13 protein-coding genes are annotated in these 14824 nt (G+C 70.3%); 7 read left to right on the top strand and 6 right to left on the bottom strand.

What is annotated here, in order from left to right:
* Nucleotides 1-14 precede the first annotated feature (14 nt).
* Nucleotides 15-1034, top strand: a complete 1020-nt coding sequence (locus Adu01nite_RS38005) for an adenosine deaminase (RefSeq protein WP_203734164.1) — start codon at nt 15-17, stop codon at nt 1032-1034.
* Here the strand turns inward: Adu01nite_RS38005 and Adu01nite_RS38000 are convergent.
* From Adu01nite_RS38000 to Adu01nite_RS37985, 4 genes are all read right to left on the bottom strand, one after another.
* A complete protein-coding gene (locus Adu01nite_RS38000) occupies nt 1019-1171 on the bottom strand; it encodes a hypothetical protein (protein WP_203734163.1) in 153 nt (50 codons plus the stop codon). The two genes, Adu01nite_RS38005 and Adu01nite_RS38000, sit on opposite strands and share 16 nt — an antisense overlap.
* 15 nt (nt 1172-1186) lie before the next feature.
* Nucleotides 1187-3328, bottom strand: coding sequence for an RICIN domain-containing protein (locus Adu01nite_RS37995; RefSeq protein WP_239133010.1), 2142 nt, complete (start codon nt 3326-3328; stop codon nt 1187-1189).
* A gap of 219 nt (nt 3329-3547) precedes the next feature.
* A complete protein-coding gene (locus Adu01nite_RS37990; RefSeq protein WP_239133017.1) occupies nt 3548-4846 on the bottom strand; it encodes a HAMP domain-containing sensor histidine kinase in 1299 nt (432 codons plus the stop codon).
* A gap of 104 nt (nt 4847-4950) precedes the next feature.
* Nucleotides 4951-5640: a response regulator transcription factor gene (locus Adu01nite_RS37985; protein ID WP_203734162.1), complete on the bottom strand. Its 690-nt coding sequence runs from the start codon at nt 5638-5640 to the stop codon at nt 4951-4953.
* Between the two features lie 96 nt (nt 5641-5736).
* On the opposite strand from Adu01nite_RS37985, the gene Adu01nite_RS37980 reads away from it, so the two are divergent.
* Nucleotides 5737-6624, top strand: coding sequence for an ADP-ribosylglycohydrolase family protein (locus Adu01nite_RS37980; RefSeq protein WP_203734161.1), 888 nt, complete (start codon nt 5737-5739; stop codon nt 6622-6624).
* A gap of 81 nt (nt 6625-6705) precedes the next feature.
* Nucleotides 6706-7188: an HIT family protein gene (locus Adu01nite_RS37975; RefSeq protein ID WP_203734202.1), complete on the top strand. Its 483-nt coding sequence runs from the start codon at nt 6706-6708 to the stop codon at nt 7186-7188.
* Here the strand turns inward: Adu01nite_RS37975 and Adu01nite_RS37970 are convergent.
* Complete coding sequence (locus tag Adu01nite_RS37970) at nt 7151-7762, bottom strand: TetR/AcrR family transcriptional regulator (protein WP_239133009.1); 612 nt, start codon at nt 7760-7762, stop codon at nt 7151-7153. The two genes, Adu01nite_RS37975 and Adu01nite_RS37970, sit on opposite strands and share 38 nt — an antisense overlap.
* Nucleotides 7763-7800: 38 nt before the next feature.
* On the opposite strand from Adu01nite_RS37970, the gene Adu01nite_RS37965 reads away from it, so the two are divergent.
* Nucleotides 7801-8970, top strand: a complete 1170-nt coding sequence (locus Adu01nite_RS37965) for an FAD-dependent monooxygenase (RefSeq protein WP_203734160.1) — start codon at nt 7801-7803, stop codon at nt 8968-8970.
* 814 nt (nt 8971-9784) lie between these two features.
* On the opposite strand, the gene Adu01nite_RS37960 is transcribed toward Adu01nite_RS37965, so the two are convergent.
* Nucleotides 9785-11944 (bottom strand): elongation factor G-like protein EF-G2, encoded by a 2160-nt coding sequence (locus Adu01nite_RS37960; protein WP_203734159.1) that lies wholly within the window; start codon nt 11942-11944, stop codon nt 9785-9787.
* Nucleotides 11945-12151: 207 nt separating this feature from the next.
* Between Adu01nite_RS37960 and pgsA the strand changes: the two genes are divergently transcribed.
* From pgsA to Adu01nite_RS37945, 3 genes are read left to right on the top strand one after another with little or no spacing between them, the layout of a single operon-like run.
* Nucleotides 12152-12793, top strand: coding sequence for a phosphatidylinositol phosphate synthase (gene pgsA / locus Adu01nite_RS37955; protein ID WP_203734158.1), 642 nt, complete (start codon nt 12152-12154; stop codon nt 12791-12793).
* Nucleotides 12790-13653 carry a phosphatidylinositol mannoside acyltransferase gene (locus Adu01nite_RS37950; protein WP_203734157.1) on the top strand — a complete coding sequence of 288 codons (864 nt, stop codon included), beginning with the start codon at nt 12790-12792 and terminating at the stop codon, nt 13651-13653. The genes pgsA and Adu01nite_RS37950 overlap by 4 nt, the downstream gene beginning before the upstream one ends.
* Before the next feature lie 10 nt (nt 13654-13663).
* On the top strand, nt 13664-14818 hold the full coding sequence (locus Adu01nite_RS37945) for a glycosyltransferase family 4 protein (protein WP_203734156.1): 1155 nt from the start codon (nt 13664-13666) through the stop codon (nt 14816-14818).
* The last annotated feature ends 6 nt before the right edge of the window (nt 14819-14824 follow it).

The following is a 14824-nucleotide window of genomic DNA, read 5'->3' as shown; positions in this document are numbered from 1 at the left end:
CGGAGGCAACTCAGGTGACCGACCTGACCTCGTTCATCGCCGGACTGCCGAAGGCCGAGCTGCACGTGCACCACGTCGGCTCGGCCTCGCCGCGGATCGTGGCCGAGCTGGCCGCCCGGCACGAGGGCCGGTCGCCGGTGCCGGCCGACCCGGCCGCGCTGGCCGACTACTTCGCGTTCAGCGACTTCGCGCACTTCGTCGAGGTCTACCTGACCGTGGTCGACCTGATCCGCGACGACGAGGACGTCCGGATGCTCACCTACGAGGTGGCCCGCGAGCTCGCCCGCCAGCAGGTCCGCTACGCCGAGCTGACCATCACCCCGTATTCGAGCGTCAAGCGCGGGATCCCGGCCAAGGCCTTCTGCGAGGCGATCGAGGACGCCCGCCGCGGTGCCGCCGCCGACTTCGGCATCGAGCTGCGCTGGTGCTTCGACATCCCGGGCGAGGCCGGCCTGCCCGCCGCCGAGGAGACCCTGCGGATCGCGCTCGAGGAGAAGCCGGACGGGCTGATCAGTTTCGGCCTCGGCGGGCCGGAGATCGGCGTGCCGCGGCCGCAGTTCAAGCCGTACTTCGACCAGGCGCGGGCGGCCGGGCTGCACAGCGTCCCGCACGCCGGCGAGACCACCGGTCCGGAGACGATCTGGTCAGCCCTGCGCGACCTCGGCGCCGAGCGGATCGGGCACGGCATCTCCGCCGCGCAGGACCCGGAGCTGATGGCCTACCTGGCCGAGCACCGGATCCCGCTGGAGATCAGCCCGACCTCCAACCTGTGCACCCGCGCGGTCGCGGCGATCGGCGAGCACCCGCTGCCGGCGCTCAAGGCCGCCGGCGTGCTGTTCAGCATCAACTCCGACGACCCGCCGATGTTCGGCACCAGCCTCGAAGAGGAGTACGCGGTGGCCGCCCGGCTGCTCGACCTCGACGAGGCCGGCGTGGCCGGGCTGGCCCGTGCCGCCGTCGAGCAGAGCTTCCTCGCCCCGGCCGGGAAGGAAGCCCTGCTCGCCGAGATCGGCGACTATCAGAACCGCGCGTAGAGCGGGTCCTGCCAGACCGCGAGCACCACGATGATGCCGATCGTGAGTATCGCGATCCAACGGATCATTCGCCGTCGGTTGAACCGGGCCGGGCCCTCATCGGGCTCGGTCTGTTGCCTCTCCAAGGTGTCGCGCATCGCCGTCGCCTCCGGTCAGTCGGGTACCGCGGTCCAGCTCTGGTGGCGCTGCCCGTTGCCGTTCTGAAGCACCAGAACCCGGTGCGCGCCGAAACGTTGCTCTCCCACCCCCGCCACCAGGTCACCGACCGTGGTGCGCAGGGTGAAGCCGTAATCCGAGGCCTGCAGCTGCCAGCGGGCCCCGTCGTCGGTGCCGCAGTCGCCCTGCGCCAGCGGGGTGCCGGCGACCGGGTTGCCGTCCAGCGGCACCACGCACTTGCCGGTCGCCCGGGAGACCAGCGAGTAGGAGCCGTTGCCGGCCGGCACCAGCTGCCACTGCTGCTGGGCGTTGCCGTCGGTCTCGGCCAGGGTCAGCGGCGTGCCGTTGGCGGTGCGCGCCGCGTAGAGATCGGCCGCGCCGCCGGTCAGCGCGTTGGTCAGGGTGAACCAGGTGTTCTGCGCGGGCGCGGCGGCGGGCGCGGTCTCGGCCGTCGCCTTCGCCGTGTAGGCCGCCCCCGACTTGATCGTCACCTGGACCTTCGCGTCCGGCTTGAGGCCGATCAGCCGGGCCCGGGTCGCCTTCGTGGTGGCGATCGGCGCGTCGCCGACCCACACCTCGTAGGTCGCGGTCGGGGCAGCCGCGCTCCAGGTCAGCCGGACCGAGCTGCTGTCCGCGTCGCGGATCTCCAGCACGGCCTGCACCGGCGCCCGGGCGATCGGGTTGGTGATCGGCTCGACCTTGGAGCCGACCGGCTGGGTCGACGGGTTCGCGCCCGGCGGCTGCGCGTCGGCGGCGCTCGGTGCCGTGCTCGGCGGGGCGTCGCCGCCACCGTTCGCGACACCCGGGTCGGCCGGGGCCGGGGCGGTCCCGGTCGCGCCCGGCGCCGGGGTGGTCGGGCTGCTGCTCGGCGTGGCGGTGTCCTCCGGCGCGCCGACCGAGTCGGGGATGTCGTCGCCGCCGTCGCTGCGGAGCAGGAAATCGCTGGTCGCGATGTTCCAGTTCTTCGCGAGGTAGCTGCCCGCCTTCGGGCTGGTGCTGAAGTAGTCGTCGTGGCCGCAGTCGAGGCGGTTCTCGTGCTTCTTCGGGCACACGTTGCGCACCGCCTTGCCCGAGCGGTCCTGGTCGCAGAGCAGGTCGTACTCGTCCAGGCAGCCGCCGGCGCCGCTGGCGTTCGGGGTGTCGATCAGCACCGCGCCGAGCGTGCGGGTCAGCTCGCGGGCCGCCATCACCGAACTCCAGCAGCCGGCGTCGACCCGGCCGTACGACGGGCCGCCGTTGTTTCGGTTGCCCAGGCCGGCCCGGCGGTCGGCGATGAAGGTCGCGATGCCGCAGTAGACGTTCGAGTCGGCGAACATCAGGTATTTACGGTCGTTGCGGTTGTAGCCGAGCGTCTGCAGCGCCTTGACGCTTGTCGCGAACGAGCTCAGCTGGTCGGGCGGCAGCTGCACCTCGGCCACCTCGACCCGGCACTGCGGGGTGGTGACGAAGCGGACGTGCCGGGAGCCGCCGGTCTCGCCCGCGCTCTCGTCGAAGATCTGGTCGGCCCCGGCACTCCAGGTGCGGATCGAGCCGAGGTAGTCGGTGTAACGCGACGGCGTGCCGAACTCGTGCAGGTAGAGGACCTGGATGCGCTTGCCGCTGCGGCCGTCGGCCTCGCAGGCCACCCCGTTGGAGCCCATGATGAAGTCGGCCTCGCCGGGCGCCGCATCCGGGATCAGCGCCGGAGCGTCCGCGGTCAGCGCGCTGCCGCCCTGGTCGCGGGCGATCTCCGCGTCGGTCGGCACGGTCGCCGCCTCCAGGGTCGGCATGACCGGCTCGGGCGCCTTCGACGTCACCGGGATGACGTTGCGGCGCACCGACAGACCGGCCGGCGCCGCGTCCGGGCCGCTCGTGCAGGTCTGCTCGTCGAGCTGGTAGGTGCCGGCGCAGATCGCGTCGGACTTGGCGGTCTGCAGTCCTTCGTAGATCAGGCCCTGGCCGGGGTCGTCCTCGGGCACCGAGGTCAGCTCGAGCTGGTGCGAGCTGCCGCCGGAAACCTCTTCGACCACGCTCGGCCCGACCACGCCGCCGATGCCGAGCACCGCGAGTCCGAGGCCGACCGGCAGCAGCCGATGGGTCCACGGACGCTCCATCCGGCGATGCGCGCTCGCGGCGAGCGGCCGGCGGTGGATCGACAAATCCTCTCCTTGCCTGGCGGGTGCGCGGTGGGAGGTGGCTATGGGGTGACCACCCCGCACCGCGCGCTGGCTCCGCCGGTTCGACTCGCGGGGACGATTTGCGGGCTCCGAACCGGAGAGCCGGATGGGATCGGGAGGAAGACTGCCAGCCCGGACACGCGAGCGGAACGCCTTTAATCCATTTCTAAGCAACTGTTGCACCGTCTTGCGTAATCGGGCTCACTCGGACTTGCCCGGCCTGCTCGTCCGTTCCCGGGCGAGCCGGCCGACCAGACCGAAACGGCTGACCTGTTTCGGGGTCGCCTCGGCGTCGGCCAGAAGCATCACCACGCTGGCCCCGCCCATCGCGGCGCGGTCGAGGCTGACCGAACCACCCGCGTCCTGCGCGGCCCGGCGGGCGATGTCGAGGCCGAGGCCGGTCGATCCCTGGTCGCTCTGGCCACGCTGCATCGCCTTCTCCGGGTCGGGGATCCCGGGCCCCGCATCGTCGACACGGACCGCAACCCAGCCGTCACGCCGGGAGATGCCCACCTCGAACGCGGTGCCCTGAGGTGTGTAGCGGAACACATTACCGAGAATCGCGTCGAGTGCGGCAGCCAACTCGGCCCGGGCGACCGGAACCGGGATCCGCAGGTGCGCACCGATCACTTTGTACTGCCTGTTCTGGTCCCCGGCCAGCGCCGACCAGAACATCATCCGTTCGCGTACGACCTCGCTGGCGTCGCACAAACCGTCCTCGGCGGCCTCCGCGACCTGGGCCGCGACCGCCTGCCGGGTGGTGTTGATCAGCTGGTTGACCTCACCCTCCAGGGTCACGATCGCCTGCCGGATGCGCCGGATCCCGCGCCGCCGGTCCAGCTCGGCCTGATCGAACATGATGCCGACCTGGGTGTCGTCCGGGTCGAGCGCCTCCGCGTCCAGCCGCAGTGCGGTCAGCGGGGTGCGCAGCCGGTGCGACAGGTCGGCGACCATCTCGCGCTCGTCGGTGCGCGCGGTGACCAGGCGGTCGGCCATCCGGTTGAACGCGTACCCGGCCTCGGCCAGCTCGCGCGGGCCGGACGGCTGGATGCGCACGCCGAGGTCGCCGCCGCCGACCGCGAGCGCGGCCTGCACCAGGTTGCGGGCCGAGTTGACCGCGCCGCGGGCCAGCCGGTCGACCACGAACACCGAGCCGGCCACGAGGCCGAGCGCGATGCCGAGCAGCAGCAGCCAGTCGCGCGAGGTATCACCGTCGAGCTCGGCCGACGGCACGAAGATCTCGACGACCGAGGTCTTGCCGGCCACCGTCACCGGCTCCAGGCGTACCACCCCGGCGGAGACGTCGATGGTGCGGATGTCGCCGCTGTCGGCCGTGCGTTGCACCTCGGCCGCGCTGACCCGGCCCTCGACGTTGCCGGTCGGCGGATGCACCACCGCGCCGCCGCCCGCCGCCGTGACGGCGGCGGCCAGGCCCTTCTGATTGGCGCCCGCGGCGATCGCGCCGGCCACCGTCGCGCTGTGCCGCTCGGCGACCGCCATCACCTCGTCGCGGTGGTCGGCACGCAGTTCCCAGCCGAGCGGGACGAGGAAGGCGATCGCGGCGACGGCCGTGGTGGCCGCGGTGATCGCGGCCAGCCGGGACCTCAGTCCGGCGCCACCAACCGGAATCCGACCCCCCGCACGGTGCGCAGGTAGCGAGGCTTCGCCGCGGATTCGCCCAGTTTCCTCCGCAGCCAGTACAGATGGACGTCGATCGTCTGGTCCTCGCCGACCGATGGCTGTCGCCATACCTCCTCCAACAGCTCACGACGGGAGACCACCCGGCCCGGGCGGGCCGCGAGGTATGCCAGCAGGTCGAATTCCTTGCGGGTCAGGGCCAGCACCTGGTCGCCCAGGCTGGCGCTGCGCTCGCCGACATCCACCCGGAGCTCGCCGACCTCGTGCACGGCGGGCTGGGCGGTGCGGCTGGCCCGGCCCACCCGGCGCAGCACCGTGGCGATGCGCGCGTCGAGGTGGGCACCGGTGAACGGCTTGACCATGTAGTCGTCGGCGCCGGCCCGCAGCAGCCGGACGACGGTCTGCTCATCGTCACGCGCCGTGGCGATGATGATCGGGACGTCGGTGATGCCGCGCAGCATCCGCAGCGCGTCCGAACCGTCCAGATCGGGCAGTCCCAGGTCGAGCACCACGAGGTCGGGTGTTTCCGCGGCGACCCGGCGCAGTGCGTCCAGCGCGGTGCCCACGGCGTGCACGGCGTGGCCCCGATCGGTGAGCGATCGGAGCATGGCGCCCCGCACGACGTGATCGTCCTCGACGAGCAACACCGTGGCCATGCAGAGACCGTAGCGCCAAGCGCGGGCACCGCCTAACCGGTGATTGAGGGACACCTCTCGATCACGCAGCGTGCTCGAATACCATCCGATGTGCCGATGTCGTTCACTCTGTTTCCCGGTACCAGGCTGGCTCTCGCGCTGGAGAGCCTGGCCGGACTGAGTGTGGGCGACGCCCTCGGCGCGGCCGCTCCAACGGACATTTCGGACCTGCCGCCGGCGCCCTGGGCGTGGACCGACGACACCGAGGAAGCCTGCTGCCTGGTCGCGGTGCTCGCCGACGGCGACTTCGACCGGGACGCCTTCGCCGACCTCCTCGGCCGCCACCACGATCCGGACCGCGCCTACGGCCGGGGTGCGCTGCTGATGCTGCGCGAGATCCGCGACGGGCTGCCCTGGCCGATCGCGTCCGCCGCCGCCTTCGACGGTCAGGGCTCGGCCGGTAACGGTGCCGCCATGCGGGCCGCGCCGCTCGGCGCCTGGCACGCCGACTCCCTCGTGCACGCGGCCGTGCAGGGGGCGCGGGCCGCCGAGGTCACGCACGCGCACGCGGAGGGGATCGCCGGGGGAGTGGCGGTCACGGTCGCCGCTGCCGCCGCCGCGGCCGGCCGGCTCAACGGGGTCAAGCCGTCGCTGCTGGGAGCGGTCGCGGCGCACACGCCCGAGGGGCATGTGCGGGAGGGGTTGATCCAGGCGGTTCGCCTGCGCTCAATTCCCGAGGCTGCGTACGCGCTGGGCACCGGCGCCCGGTCGATGGCGCAGGACACCGTCCCGTTCGCGATCTGGGTCGCCGACCGGTTCCTTGGCGACTACCCGGCCGCGATCGCCGCGTGCCTGGCCGCCGGCGGGGACGTCGACACCACCTGCGCGATCGCCGGGGGCATCGTCGCGGCGTACACCGGCCTGGGCGGCATCCCGCCGGCCTGGCGCTCGGCCCGGGAGCCGCTGCCGGGATGGCTGGCGGCGGCGACAGCCGCGGGCGAATGACCGTAGTCTGCTGACGTGACGGAGCAGCGACTCGAGACCGGCGAACCGGACGGGCTGGACCGGCTGTGGACGCCGCACCGGATGGCGTACATCTCCGGCGAGGATCGGCCCGACGGCGGCTACGAGAAGCCGTCCGGCTGCCCGTTCTGCCTGGCGCCCGGCACGCCCGAGCCGGAGAGCCTGGTGGTCGCGCGCGGCAGCCTGGTCTACGCGGTGCTCAACCTCTATCCGTACAACCCGGGCCACCTGCTGATCTGCCCCTACCGGCACGTCGCCGACTACACCGACCTCACCGAGGAGGAGACGGTCGAGGTGGCGGCGTTCACCCGGACGGCGATGCGGGTGGTGCGTTCGGTGAGCAGCCCGCACGGTTTCAACCTGGGTATGAACCAGGGCTCGGTGGCCGGCGCCGGCATCGCCGCCCACCTGCACCAGCACGTGGTGCCGCGGTGGGGTGGCGACGGCAATTTCATGCCGGTGATCGCCCGCACCAAGGTGCTGCCGCAGCTGCTCGCCGACACCCGCCTCATGCTGACGAAGGCGTGGACCGCGTCAGAGCTCTGATCCCGGCCACGATCTCCTCCGGGGCGGGCGCGGTCGCCGGGTCGGCCAGCCACTGCGTCAGCACCCCCGACATCAGCGCCATCTGCATCGAGCCGACGGTCCGCACGATCTCATCGCTGAGCTGATCCTCCGGCGTCCCGGTCAGCAGCGCCGCCATGCCCCGGCGACCCTGCTGGATCCCGTCGGCCAGCTGCGCACGCAACTGCGGATTGTGCTCGGCCTGGATCATGACTTCGACGCTGGCCAGCCAGAGCGGCCGGTGCTCGGTGATCGAGCCGATGATCCGCCGCCAGAACCCGACCATCGGATCCTCATCGGCCTCACCCGGCCCGGTCAGCGCGACAAAGACGGCCTCGCCCCAGTCCTCCATGGCGCTCAACATGGCCGTGGTCATCAGCGCCTCGGTCGAGCCGTAGTGATAGCCGATCGAGCCCAGGTTGGTGCCGGAGAACGCCACGATGTCGCGCGCCTTGGTGCGCGCATAGCCCTTCTCGTACAGCGATCGCTTGGCCCCAGCCAGCAGATCTTCTTTGTGCCCCACGACCAGGATCCTAACTTCGGAGTCGACCTGCACATCTATACAAACGTGTAAGACGTTTGTATATTACTCCCATGACGACCTCACGGGTACTGATCTCCGGAGCCGGCGTTGCCGGCCCCGCCCTGGCTATGGGCCTGCGCCGCCGAGGCTTCGAGGTGACGATCGTGGAGCGCGCCCCCGCACCGCGCCCCGGCGGCTACAAGGTGGACGTGCGCGGCGCCGGCACCGAAGTCCTGAAACGACTGGGCATATACGAGGCCGCAAAGGCCCGCGACTGCGGCATGAAGCAGATCACCTACGTGAAGAAGGACGGCCACCCCCTGGCCGCGCTCCCGGCGAGCCTGCTGATGGGCCGGCGCGGCGACGACCTCGAGCTGATGCGCGGAGACCTGAGCCAGATCCTGTACGAGGAGACCGCCGCCGACGTGGAATACCTGTTCGGCGACTCGATCACGGGCCTGACCGACGGCCCCGACGGTGTCGACGTGACGTTCGAGCGGGGGACGGCACGCCGATTCGACTACGTGGTGGGCGCAGACGGCCTGCATTCCAACACGAGGAAACTGGCCTTCGGCGAGGTGGAGCCGGTCCACTTGGGCGCGTACATCTCGATCTTCACAGTGCCGAACCACTTGAAGATCGACCAGGAGGAACTGATGTTCTCCCGCCCAGGCCGCCTGGTCTTCGCGTACGCCATGGGCGCCGACGAGCCGGCCAAGGTGGGCCTGACGTTCGCGTCTGCGCCGCTGGGTTACGACCGCCGGGATCAGGCCGAGCAGAAGGAACTGGTGAAGCAGGCCTTCGCCGGTCTCGGCTGGGAGACCGACAAGTTTCTGGCTTCGATTGACGCGGCGGACGACTTCTACTTCGACTCGCTGAGCCAGATCCAGATGCCGCGCTGGTCCTCCGGCCGGGTCGTCCTGCTCGGCGACGCCGCCCACTGCCCTTCCCCGGCCTCCGGCCAAGGCACCAGCATGGCCCTGGTCGGCGCGCACGTCCTGGCATCGACCTTGGGCACGCCGGGTGGCTTCAAGGAGTACGAGGAGACGCTGCGGACGTTCGTCGAGAAGAACATGGCGTTCGGCCGCAAGATGGCCAAGGACATGGTCCCCGGTGGCCGTGTGGCGATCGCCTTCCGCAACTACGGGATGCGGACCCTCAAGTACCACCCGCGCAAGGAGCAGGTGATCGACAAGTTCTTGGCCCCGATGCACGAAGCTGCCAACGCCATCACGATCTAGCTCCGATTGCTTTCTTACTCCGGGACGGCTGAGGGCCGGGGTGACCACGCACGGCGGTAAAGCATCCAGTGCCGTGCGTGGTCACCCCGGCCCTCAACCTTGCCTGGGAGAAAGCGCAGGCCAGGAGATGGCTCACCCGCAGCTGAGGGGCCGAGCGAGCAAGCGGTCCCCTGACGGCGAGTGGTCTGGCTGCCGCGCCGTGGCACAGCCGGCAGACCCACCTGGTAACTGGTCCACGGCGCGAGCGCGCAAGCTCTTAACGAGATCGACCAAGGCCCCCACCTGTAGCCCCGTCGGGTTCCGATTCCGCCGACGGCGGCCGGCCTGACGGCCGAAAAAAGGGTCAAACCCGTGGTGGGTACGGGTGGGAGGGTTGGAGGAGCTTTTTAGAGCTTGCGTGCCCCCGCCGTAGTCCACGTTGACTTCGAGCGCTTCGTTGTGTCCACCCCTGGTTTGGTTACCTGTCTATGGCGCGAGCGCGCAAGCTTTAAAAGGGGTTCCACCACTACCCACCTGTACCCACCACGGGTTTGATCTTTTCTTTGGCCGTGGGCGGCGCTGAATGTTCGCTTGACCCACCACGCAGGCTGGCCCGGGTGAGTGGACGTCCTGGCTGTGCCACAGCGCGGCAGCCCGACCGGTCGCCGTCAGGGGACCGCCGGCTTGATCGTGCATTCAGCTGCGGGTGACCGAAGTCCTGGCCGTCAGGTGTTCCCATGCAAGGTTGAGGGCCGGGGGTGACCACGCAGGGCATAGATGCTTTACCGCCCAGCGTGGTCACCCCCGGCCCTCAACCGTCCCGGAGTGAGAGAGCCTATTTGGCGGCATGCTCCTTGCTGACGGCTTCAGCCAGATGGGAAGGCATCGGCTCGTGCCGGATATAGGTGCGACTGAACGTCCCAGACCCAGAGGAAAGGGCACGGAGCTCCACGGCGTAGCGGACCAACTCGGTAGCAGGGACCTCGGCTCGGACCACGCTGTGGACGCCATCAGGCTCGGACTCGGAACCCAGCGGGCGGCCTCGGCGGCCCGACAAGTCGCTCATCACTGCGCCGACGAATGACTCCGGCACTCGCACTGCGATCTCGTCGATCGGCTCCAACAGCGTCACCTGGCCCGCCGCTGCTGCCTCTCGCAACGCCAGTGCTCCTGCTGTCTGGAATGCGGCGTCTGACGAATCGACGCTGTGGGCTTTGCCGTCGAACAACGTCACTCTCAGGTCCACCACCGGGTAACCCGAGACCAAACCCCGTTCCAGCTGGGCTCGTACGCCCTTTTCTACTGATGGGATGTAGTTGTGGGGTACTGCTCCGCCTACGACCTTGTCTACGAACTCGAAGCCGGCGCCTCGGGGGAGGGGCTCTACCTCGATGTGGCATACCGCGTACTGGCCGTGGCCTCCGGACTGCTTCACGTGCCGGCCGTGGCCTTTTGCGGTGCAGCCGAATGTCTCTCGTAGTGGCACCTTTACCGGCTCTGTGTCGAGCTCTACTCCGCCGGAACGCAGACGGTCCAGGACCACGTCGGCGTGTGATTCGCCCATGGTCCATAGCACCAGCTGGTGGGTTTCGACGTTGCGTTCCAGGCGCAGGGTTGGGTCGCCTGCTACCAGCCTTCCTAGGTTTTTCGCCAGGGCGTCCTCGTCTGAACGTGTCTTGGCTACCACTGCGATTGGCAGTAGTGGCTCCGGCATCGTCCAGGGCTCCATCAGGAGCGGGGTTTCCTTGCTGGAGAGGGTGTCGCCGGTTTCTGCGCTTCCCGACTTTGTTATTGCGCAGATGTCGCCTGCTACGCAGTAGGGGACCTCGCGTAGCTGGGCGCCCAGGGGGGAGTAGATGTGGGCCACTCGCTCGTCTGCGTCGTGGTCGGGGTGGCCGCGCTCGCTCAGGCCGTGGCCGGAGACGTGCAGGACCTGCTCGGGCTTCAGGGTGCCGGAGAAGACTCGGACCAGGGAAACTCTGCCTACGTGGCGGTCGATCGTGGTCTTGACCACCTCGGCCACCAGTGGGCCATGGGGGTCGCAGGTCAGTGGTGGGCGTGGTGAGCCGTCCACTCCGGTGACCACCGGCAGGTCGTGCTCCAAGGGAGTTGGGGCGGCGCTTACCAGGCCGTCGAGCAGGGCGTCGAGGCCCACTCCCGTCGCCGAGCAGACCGGGATGACCGGGTAGAAGTTGCCCTTGGCTACCGCTTTCTCCAGGTCCTTCATCACCGTGTCGGTGGAGACCAGCTCGCCGCTCAGGTAGCGGTCCATGAGGGTCTCGTCCTCGCTCTCGGCGATGATTCCCTCGATCAGCGTGTTGCGGTCGTCGGCGATCGGGTTCAGGTGTTCCGGCTCGGCCTCGCCCACGCGCGGTGGGTAGCCCTCGGAGTAGTCCAGTACGCGCAGCGATACCAGGCCGATCAGGCCGACCACCGACTGGCCGTCGTCGTCGAGCATCGGCTGGTAGGTCGGCATCACGTTCTCGCCGAACGCCTCCTGGCAGTCCTGCAGGGTGCCGTCGTAGTCGGCCCGCGGGTGGTCCAGTCGGGTGATCGCGACCGCGCGGGGCATGCCGACCGCGGCGCACTCCTCCCAGAGGGCGGTGGTCGCGTCGTCGACGCCGTCGACCGCGGAGACGACGAAGAGCGCGGCGTCCGCGGCCCGCAGGCCGGCGCGCAGCTCTCCGACGAAGTCGGCGTAGCCGGGGGTGTCGAGCAGGTTGATCTTCACGTCCTGGTGCATCAGCGGGGCCGCGGCCAGCGAGACCGAGCGCTGCTGGCGGACCGCTGCCGGATCGTGGTCGGACACCGTGGTGCCGTCGGTCACGTTGCCCGCCCGCGGAATCGTCCCGGTGGCGGCGAGCAGGGCCTCGACCAGAGTGGTCTTGCCCGAACCCGAATGACCCACCAGCACCACGTTGCGTACTCTGCCGGGCTCGTTCACCACCGGCGCCGTCGCGCCGTTGAGCCCCTTCTCCAAGGTCTTCTGCGCCATGGCGTCCGCTCCTGTCGTTTCGTGACTGTTACGACGCTGTTCCTGAATCCCACACCCGCTGCCGCGGCGGCCGCAACCCTTTGTAGTCGTCAAACGACATAGAGGGGACTTTGGTCCTTTTGTGGGGTGCGCGCGGAGATGACGATACGGCTACTCCCCGGCCGGGTTGTGCCGTGCCCGGCCGAGCGCCGATAAGGTGGGACGGCCATGGCAAAGATCGTCAACATTCCCGCGCGTGCCGTCGTCTCGCACGTTGTCAATCCGACCGCCCGATTCCTCCTGAAGATCGGCGTCACTCCCAACGCCGTCACGGTTGCCGGCACGATCGGCGTGCTCATCGGCGCGTGGTTCGGCTCCCAGGGCTACCTGCTCGTGGGCACCGTGGTGGTCACCGCCTGCGCGCTGACCGACGCGCTGGACGGCACGATGGCCCGGATGCGCGGCGGCACGAGCAAGTTCGGTGCGCTGCTCGACTCGTCGATGGACCGGATCGCCGACGGTGCCGTGTTCGGCGCCGTCGTCTGGTACATGGCCGTGCAGGGAAATCCGTACGGCGGCATGATCGCGTGCCTGATCAGCCTGGTCGCCGGGCAGGTCGTGTCGTATGTGAAGGCGCGCGCCCAGAGCCTCGGCCTGAACGCCGACGTGGGCATCGCCGAGCGCCTCGAACGCCTGCTCATCCTGGGTGTCGGCGGCCTGCTCGGCAGCGCCGGGCTGGAGTGGGGGCTGCCGGGGGCGCTGTGGGTGCTCGCCGCGCTCTCCGTGATCACCGTGTTCCAGCGGCTGATCCACGCGGGCCGCACCGAGGTCCTGCCGGAGCCCGCGGCGCCGACCGAGCCGGCGGCATGAAGGACCGGCTCACCGAGATCGGGTTCGCCGCCGGGTGGCGGCTGGTCCGGATGCTGCCGTTGCCCGCGGCGCGGGCCCTGTTCAACGCGGGGGCCGACCGGGCGTACAAGAAGAACGGCCGGGGCGTGCAGCGGCTGCGCCGCAACCTGCAGCAGGTCGATCCCGGCCTGCCGGAGCCGGTGGTCCGGGACGGGCTGCGCTCGTACGCGCGGTACTGGCTCGAAGCGTTCCGGCTGCCGTCGCTGAACAAGCAGCAGTGCCTGGACGGGTTCGGCATCTCGGACGAGCACTACGACTGGCTTCGTAAGGGTGCTGCCGACGGCAACGGTGTGGTGCTGGCCCTGCCGCACATCGGCAACTGGGACGCGGCCGCCGCGTGGGTCGTCTCGAACGGCTGGCCGATGGTGACGGTCGCCGAGCGGCTCAAGCCGGAAGCGGTGTACCAGCAGTTCGTGGCGTACCGGGAGACGCTCGGCATGGAGGTGGTGCCGCTCACCGGCGGCCCGCGCCCCCCGCTCGACGTGCTCGCCGAACGGCTCGGTCAGGGCTGGATCGTCTGCCTCCTCGGCGACCGGGACCTGTCCCGCAGCGGCGTCGAGGTCTCGTTCTTCGGCGGGAAGACCCGGATGCCGGCCGGCCCGGCGATTCTGGCGATCCGGACGGGTGCCCCGCTGTACGCGGTGGATCTGTCGTTCACGCCCACCCAGACCTACGCGGTGCTGCGGCGGATCGTCCCGCCGACCGAGGGGCCGCTGGACCAGCGGGTCAAGGCCACCACGCAGCTGCTGGCCGACGCGTACGCGGCGGGCATCGCCGAGCACCCGCAGGACTGGCACATGCTGCAGAAACTGTGGCTGTAGGGGGACCATCGTGCGGATCGGGATCGTCTCGCCCTACTCCTTCGACGTGCCCGGCGGCGTACAGAACCACATCATGGACCTGTCCGAGGCGCTGATCGCCCTCGGTCATGCGGTGAGCGTGCTCGCGCCCGCCGACGAGGACGCCGACCTGCCGCCCTACGTGGTGCCGGCCGGCCGGGCGGTGCCGCTGCCCTACAACGGGTCGGTCGCCCGGATCGCGTTCGGGCCGGTCTCCACCGCCCGGGTGCGGCGCTGGATCAACCGGGGCAACTTCGACGTGCTGCACGTGCACGAGCCGCTGGCCCTGTCGCTGTCGATGCTGGCCGTGCTGTCCGCGCGTGGGCCGGTGGTGGCCACCTTCCACACGGCGATGACCCGGTCGCGGGCGCTGTCGTTCGGCCAGGGGCTGCTCCAGCTCGTCATCGAGAAGATCACCGCCCGGATCGCGGTCAGTGAGCTGGCCCGGAAGGTGCAGGTCGAGCACCTCGGCGGGGGAGCGGTGGAGATCCCGAACGGGGTCGCGGTGGCCAAGTTCGCGTCGGCCGAGCCGCTGGACGGCTGGCCCGGCGACGGCGGGACGCTGGGCTTCCTGGGGCGCTTCACCGAGCCGCGCAAGGGCTTCGATCTGCTGACCGCGGCGTTCGTCCCGCTTGCCCGTTCGCGTCCGGGGCTGCGGCTGCTGGTGGCCGGGCCGGGGGATCGCGACGATCTGTACGAGGAGTTCCCGGCCGATCTACGCGATCGGGTGACTTTCCTCGGTCTCGTGTCGGAGAAGGACAAAGCGCGCATGCTGCGCAGCGTCGACGTCTACGTGGCGCCCAACACCGGCGGCGAGAGCTTCGGCATGATCCTCACCGAGGCGATGGCGGCCGGCACCGCGATCGCGGCCAGTGACCTCGACGCGTTCCGCCGCGTCCTGGACGGCGGCCGGGCCGGGGCGCTGTTCCCCACCGGCGACGCCGATGCGCTGGGCGTTCTGCTCGGTGAGCTGCTCGACGACCCGGCCCGCCGGGCCGCGCTGACCGCGGCGGCCGGCACCGCCGTCGCGGCCTTCGACTGGACCAGCGTCGCCCAGCGGGTCCTCGAGGTCTACGCCGCCGCGATCGAGGCCACCGACGGCCGGGTCATGGACGAAGAGTGGTCGGAACCACGGTCGGGCACCTGACTTTTT

This window comes from Paractinoplanes durhamensis, from assembly GCF_016862175.1.
Classification (GTDB): domain Bacteria; phylum Actinomycetota; class Actinomycetes; order Mycobacteriales; family Micromonosporaceae; genus Actinoplanes; species Actinoplanes durhamensis.
This window is presented reverse-complemented; position numbering and strand designations above follow the sequence as displayed.

What these genes read in the sequence shown, in the direction of transcription:
- Adu01nite_RS37990 (WP_239133017.1), bottom strand. Translation starts at nt 4,846, where the DNA reads ATGGCGGTCGCCGAGCGGCACAGCGCGACGGTGGCCGGCGCGATCGCC.
- Adu01nite_RS37960 (WP_203734159.1), bottom strand. Translation starts at nt 11,944, where the DNA reads ATGGCGCAGAAGACCTTGGAGAAGGGGCTCAACGGCGCGACGGCGCCG.
- Adu01nite_RS37980 (WP_203734161.1), top strand. Translation starts at nt 5,737, where the DNA reads ATGTCGTTCACTCTGTTTCCCGGTACCAGGCTGGCTCTCGCGCTGGAG.
- Adu01nite_RS37975 (WP_203734202.1), top strand. Translation starts at nt 6,706, where the DNA reads ATGGCGTACATCTCCGGCGAGGATCGGCCCGACGGCGGCTACGAGAAG.
- Adu01nite_RS37985 (WP_203734162.1), bottom strand. Translation starts at nt 5,640, where the DNA reads ATGGCCACGGTGTTGCTCGTCGAGGACGATCACGTCGTGCGGGGCGCC.
- Adu01nite_RS38000 (WP_203734163.1), bottom strand. Translation starts at nt 1,171, where the DNA reads ATGCGCGACACCTTGGAGAGGCAACAGACCGAGCCCGATGAGGGCCCG.
- pgsA (WP_203734158.1), top strand. Translation starts at nt 12,152, where the DNA reads ATGGCAAAGATCGTCAACATTCCCGCGCGTGCCGTCGTCTCGCACGTT.
- Adu01nite_RS37965 (WP_203734160.1), top strand. Translation starts at nt 7,801, where the DNA reads ATGACGACCTCACGGGTACTGATCTCCGGAGCCGGCGTTGCCGGCCCC.
- Adu01nite_RS37950 (WP_203734157.1), top strand. Translation starts at nt 12,790, where the DNA reads ATGAAGGACCGGCTCACCGAGATCGGGTTCGCCGCCGGGTGGCGGCTG.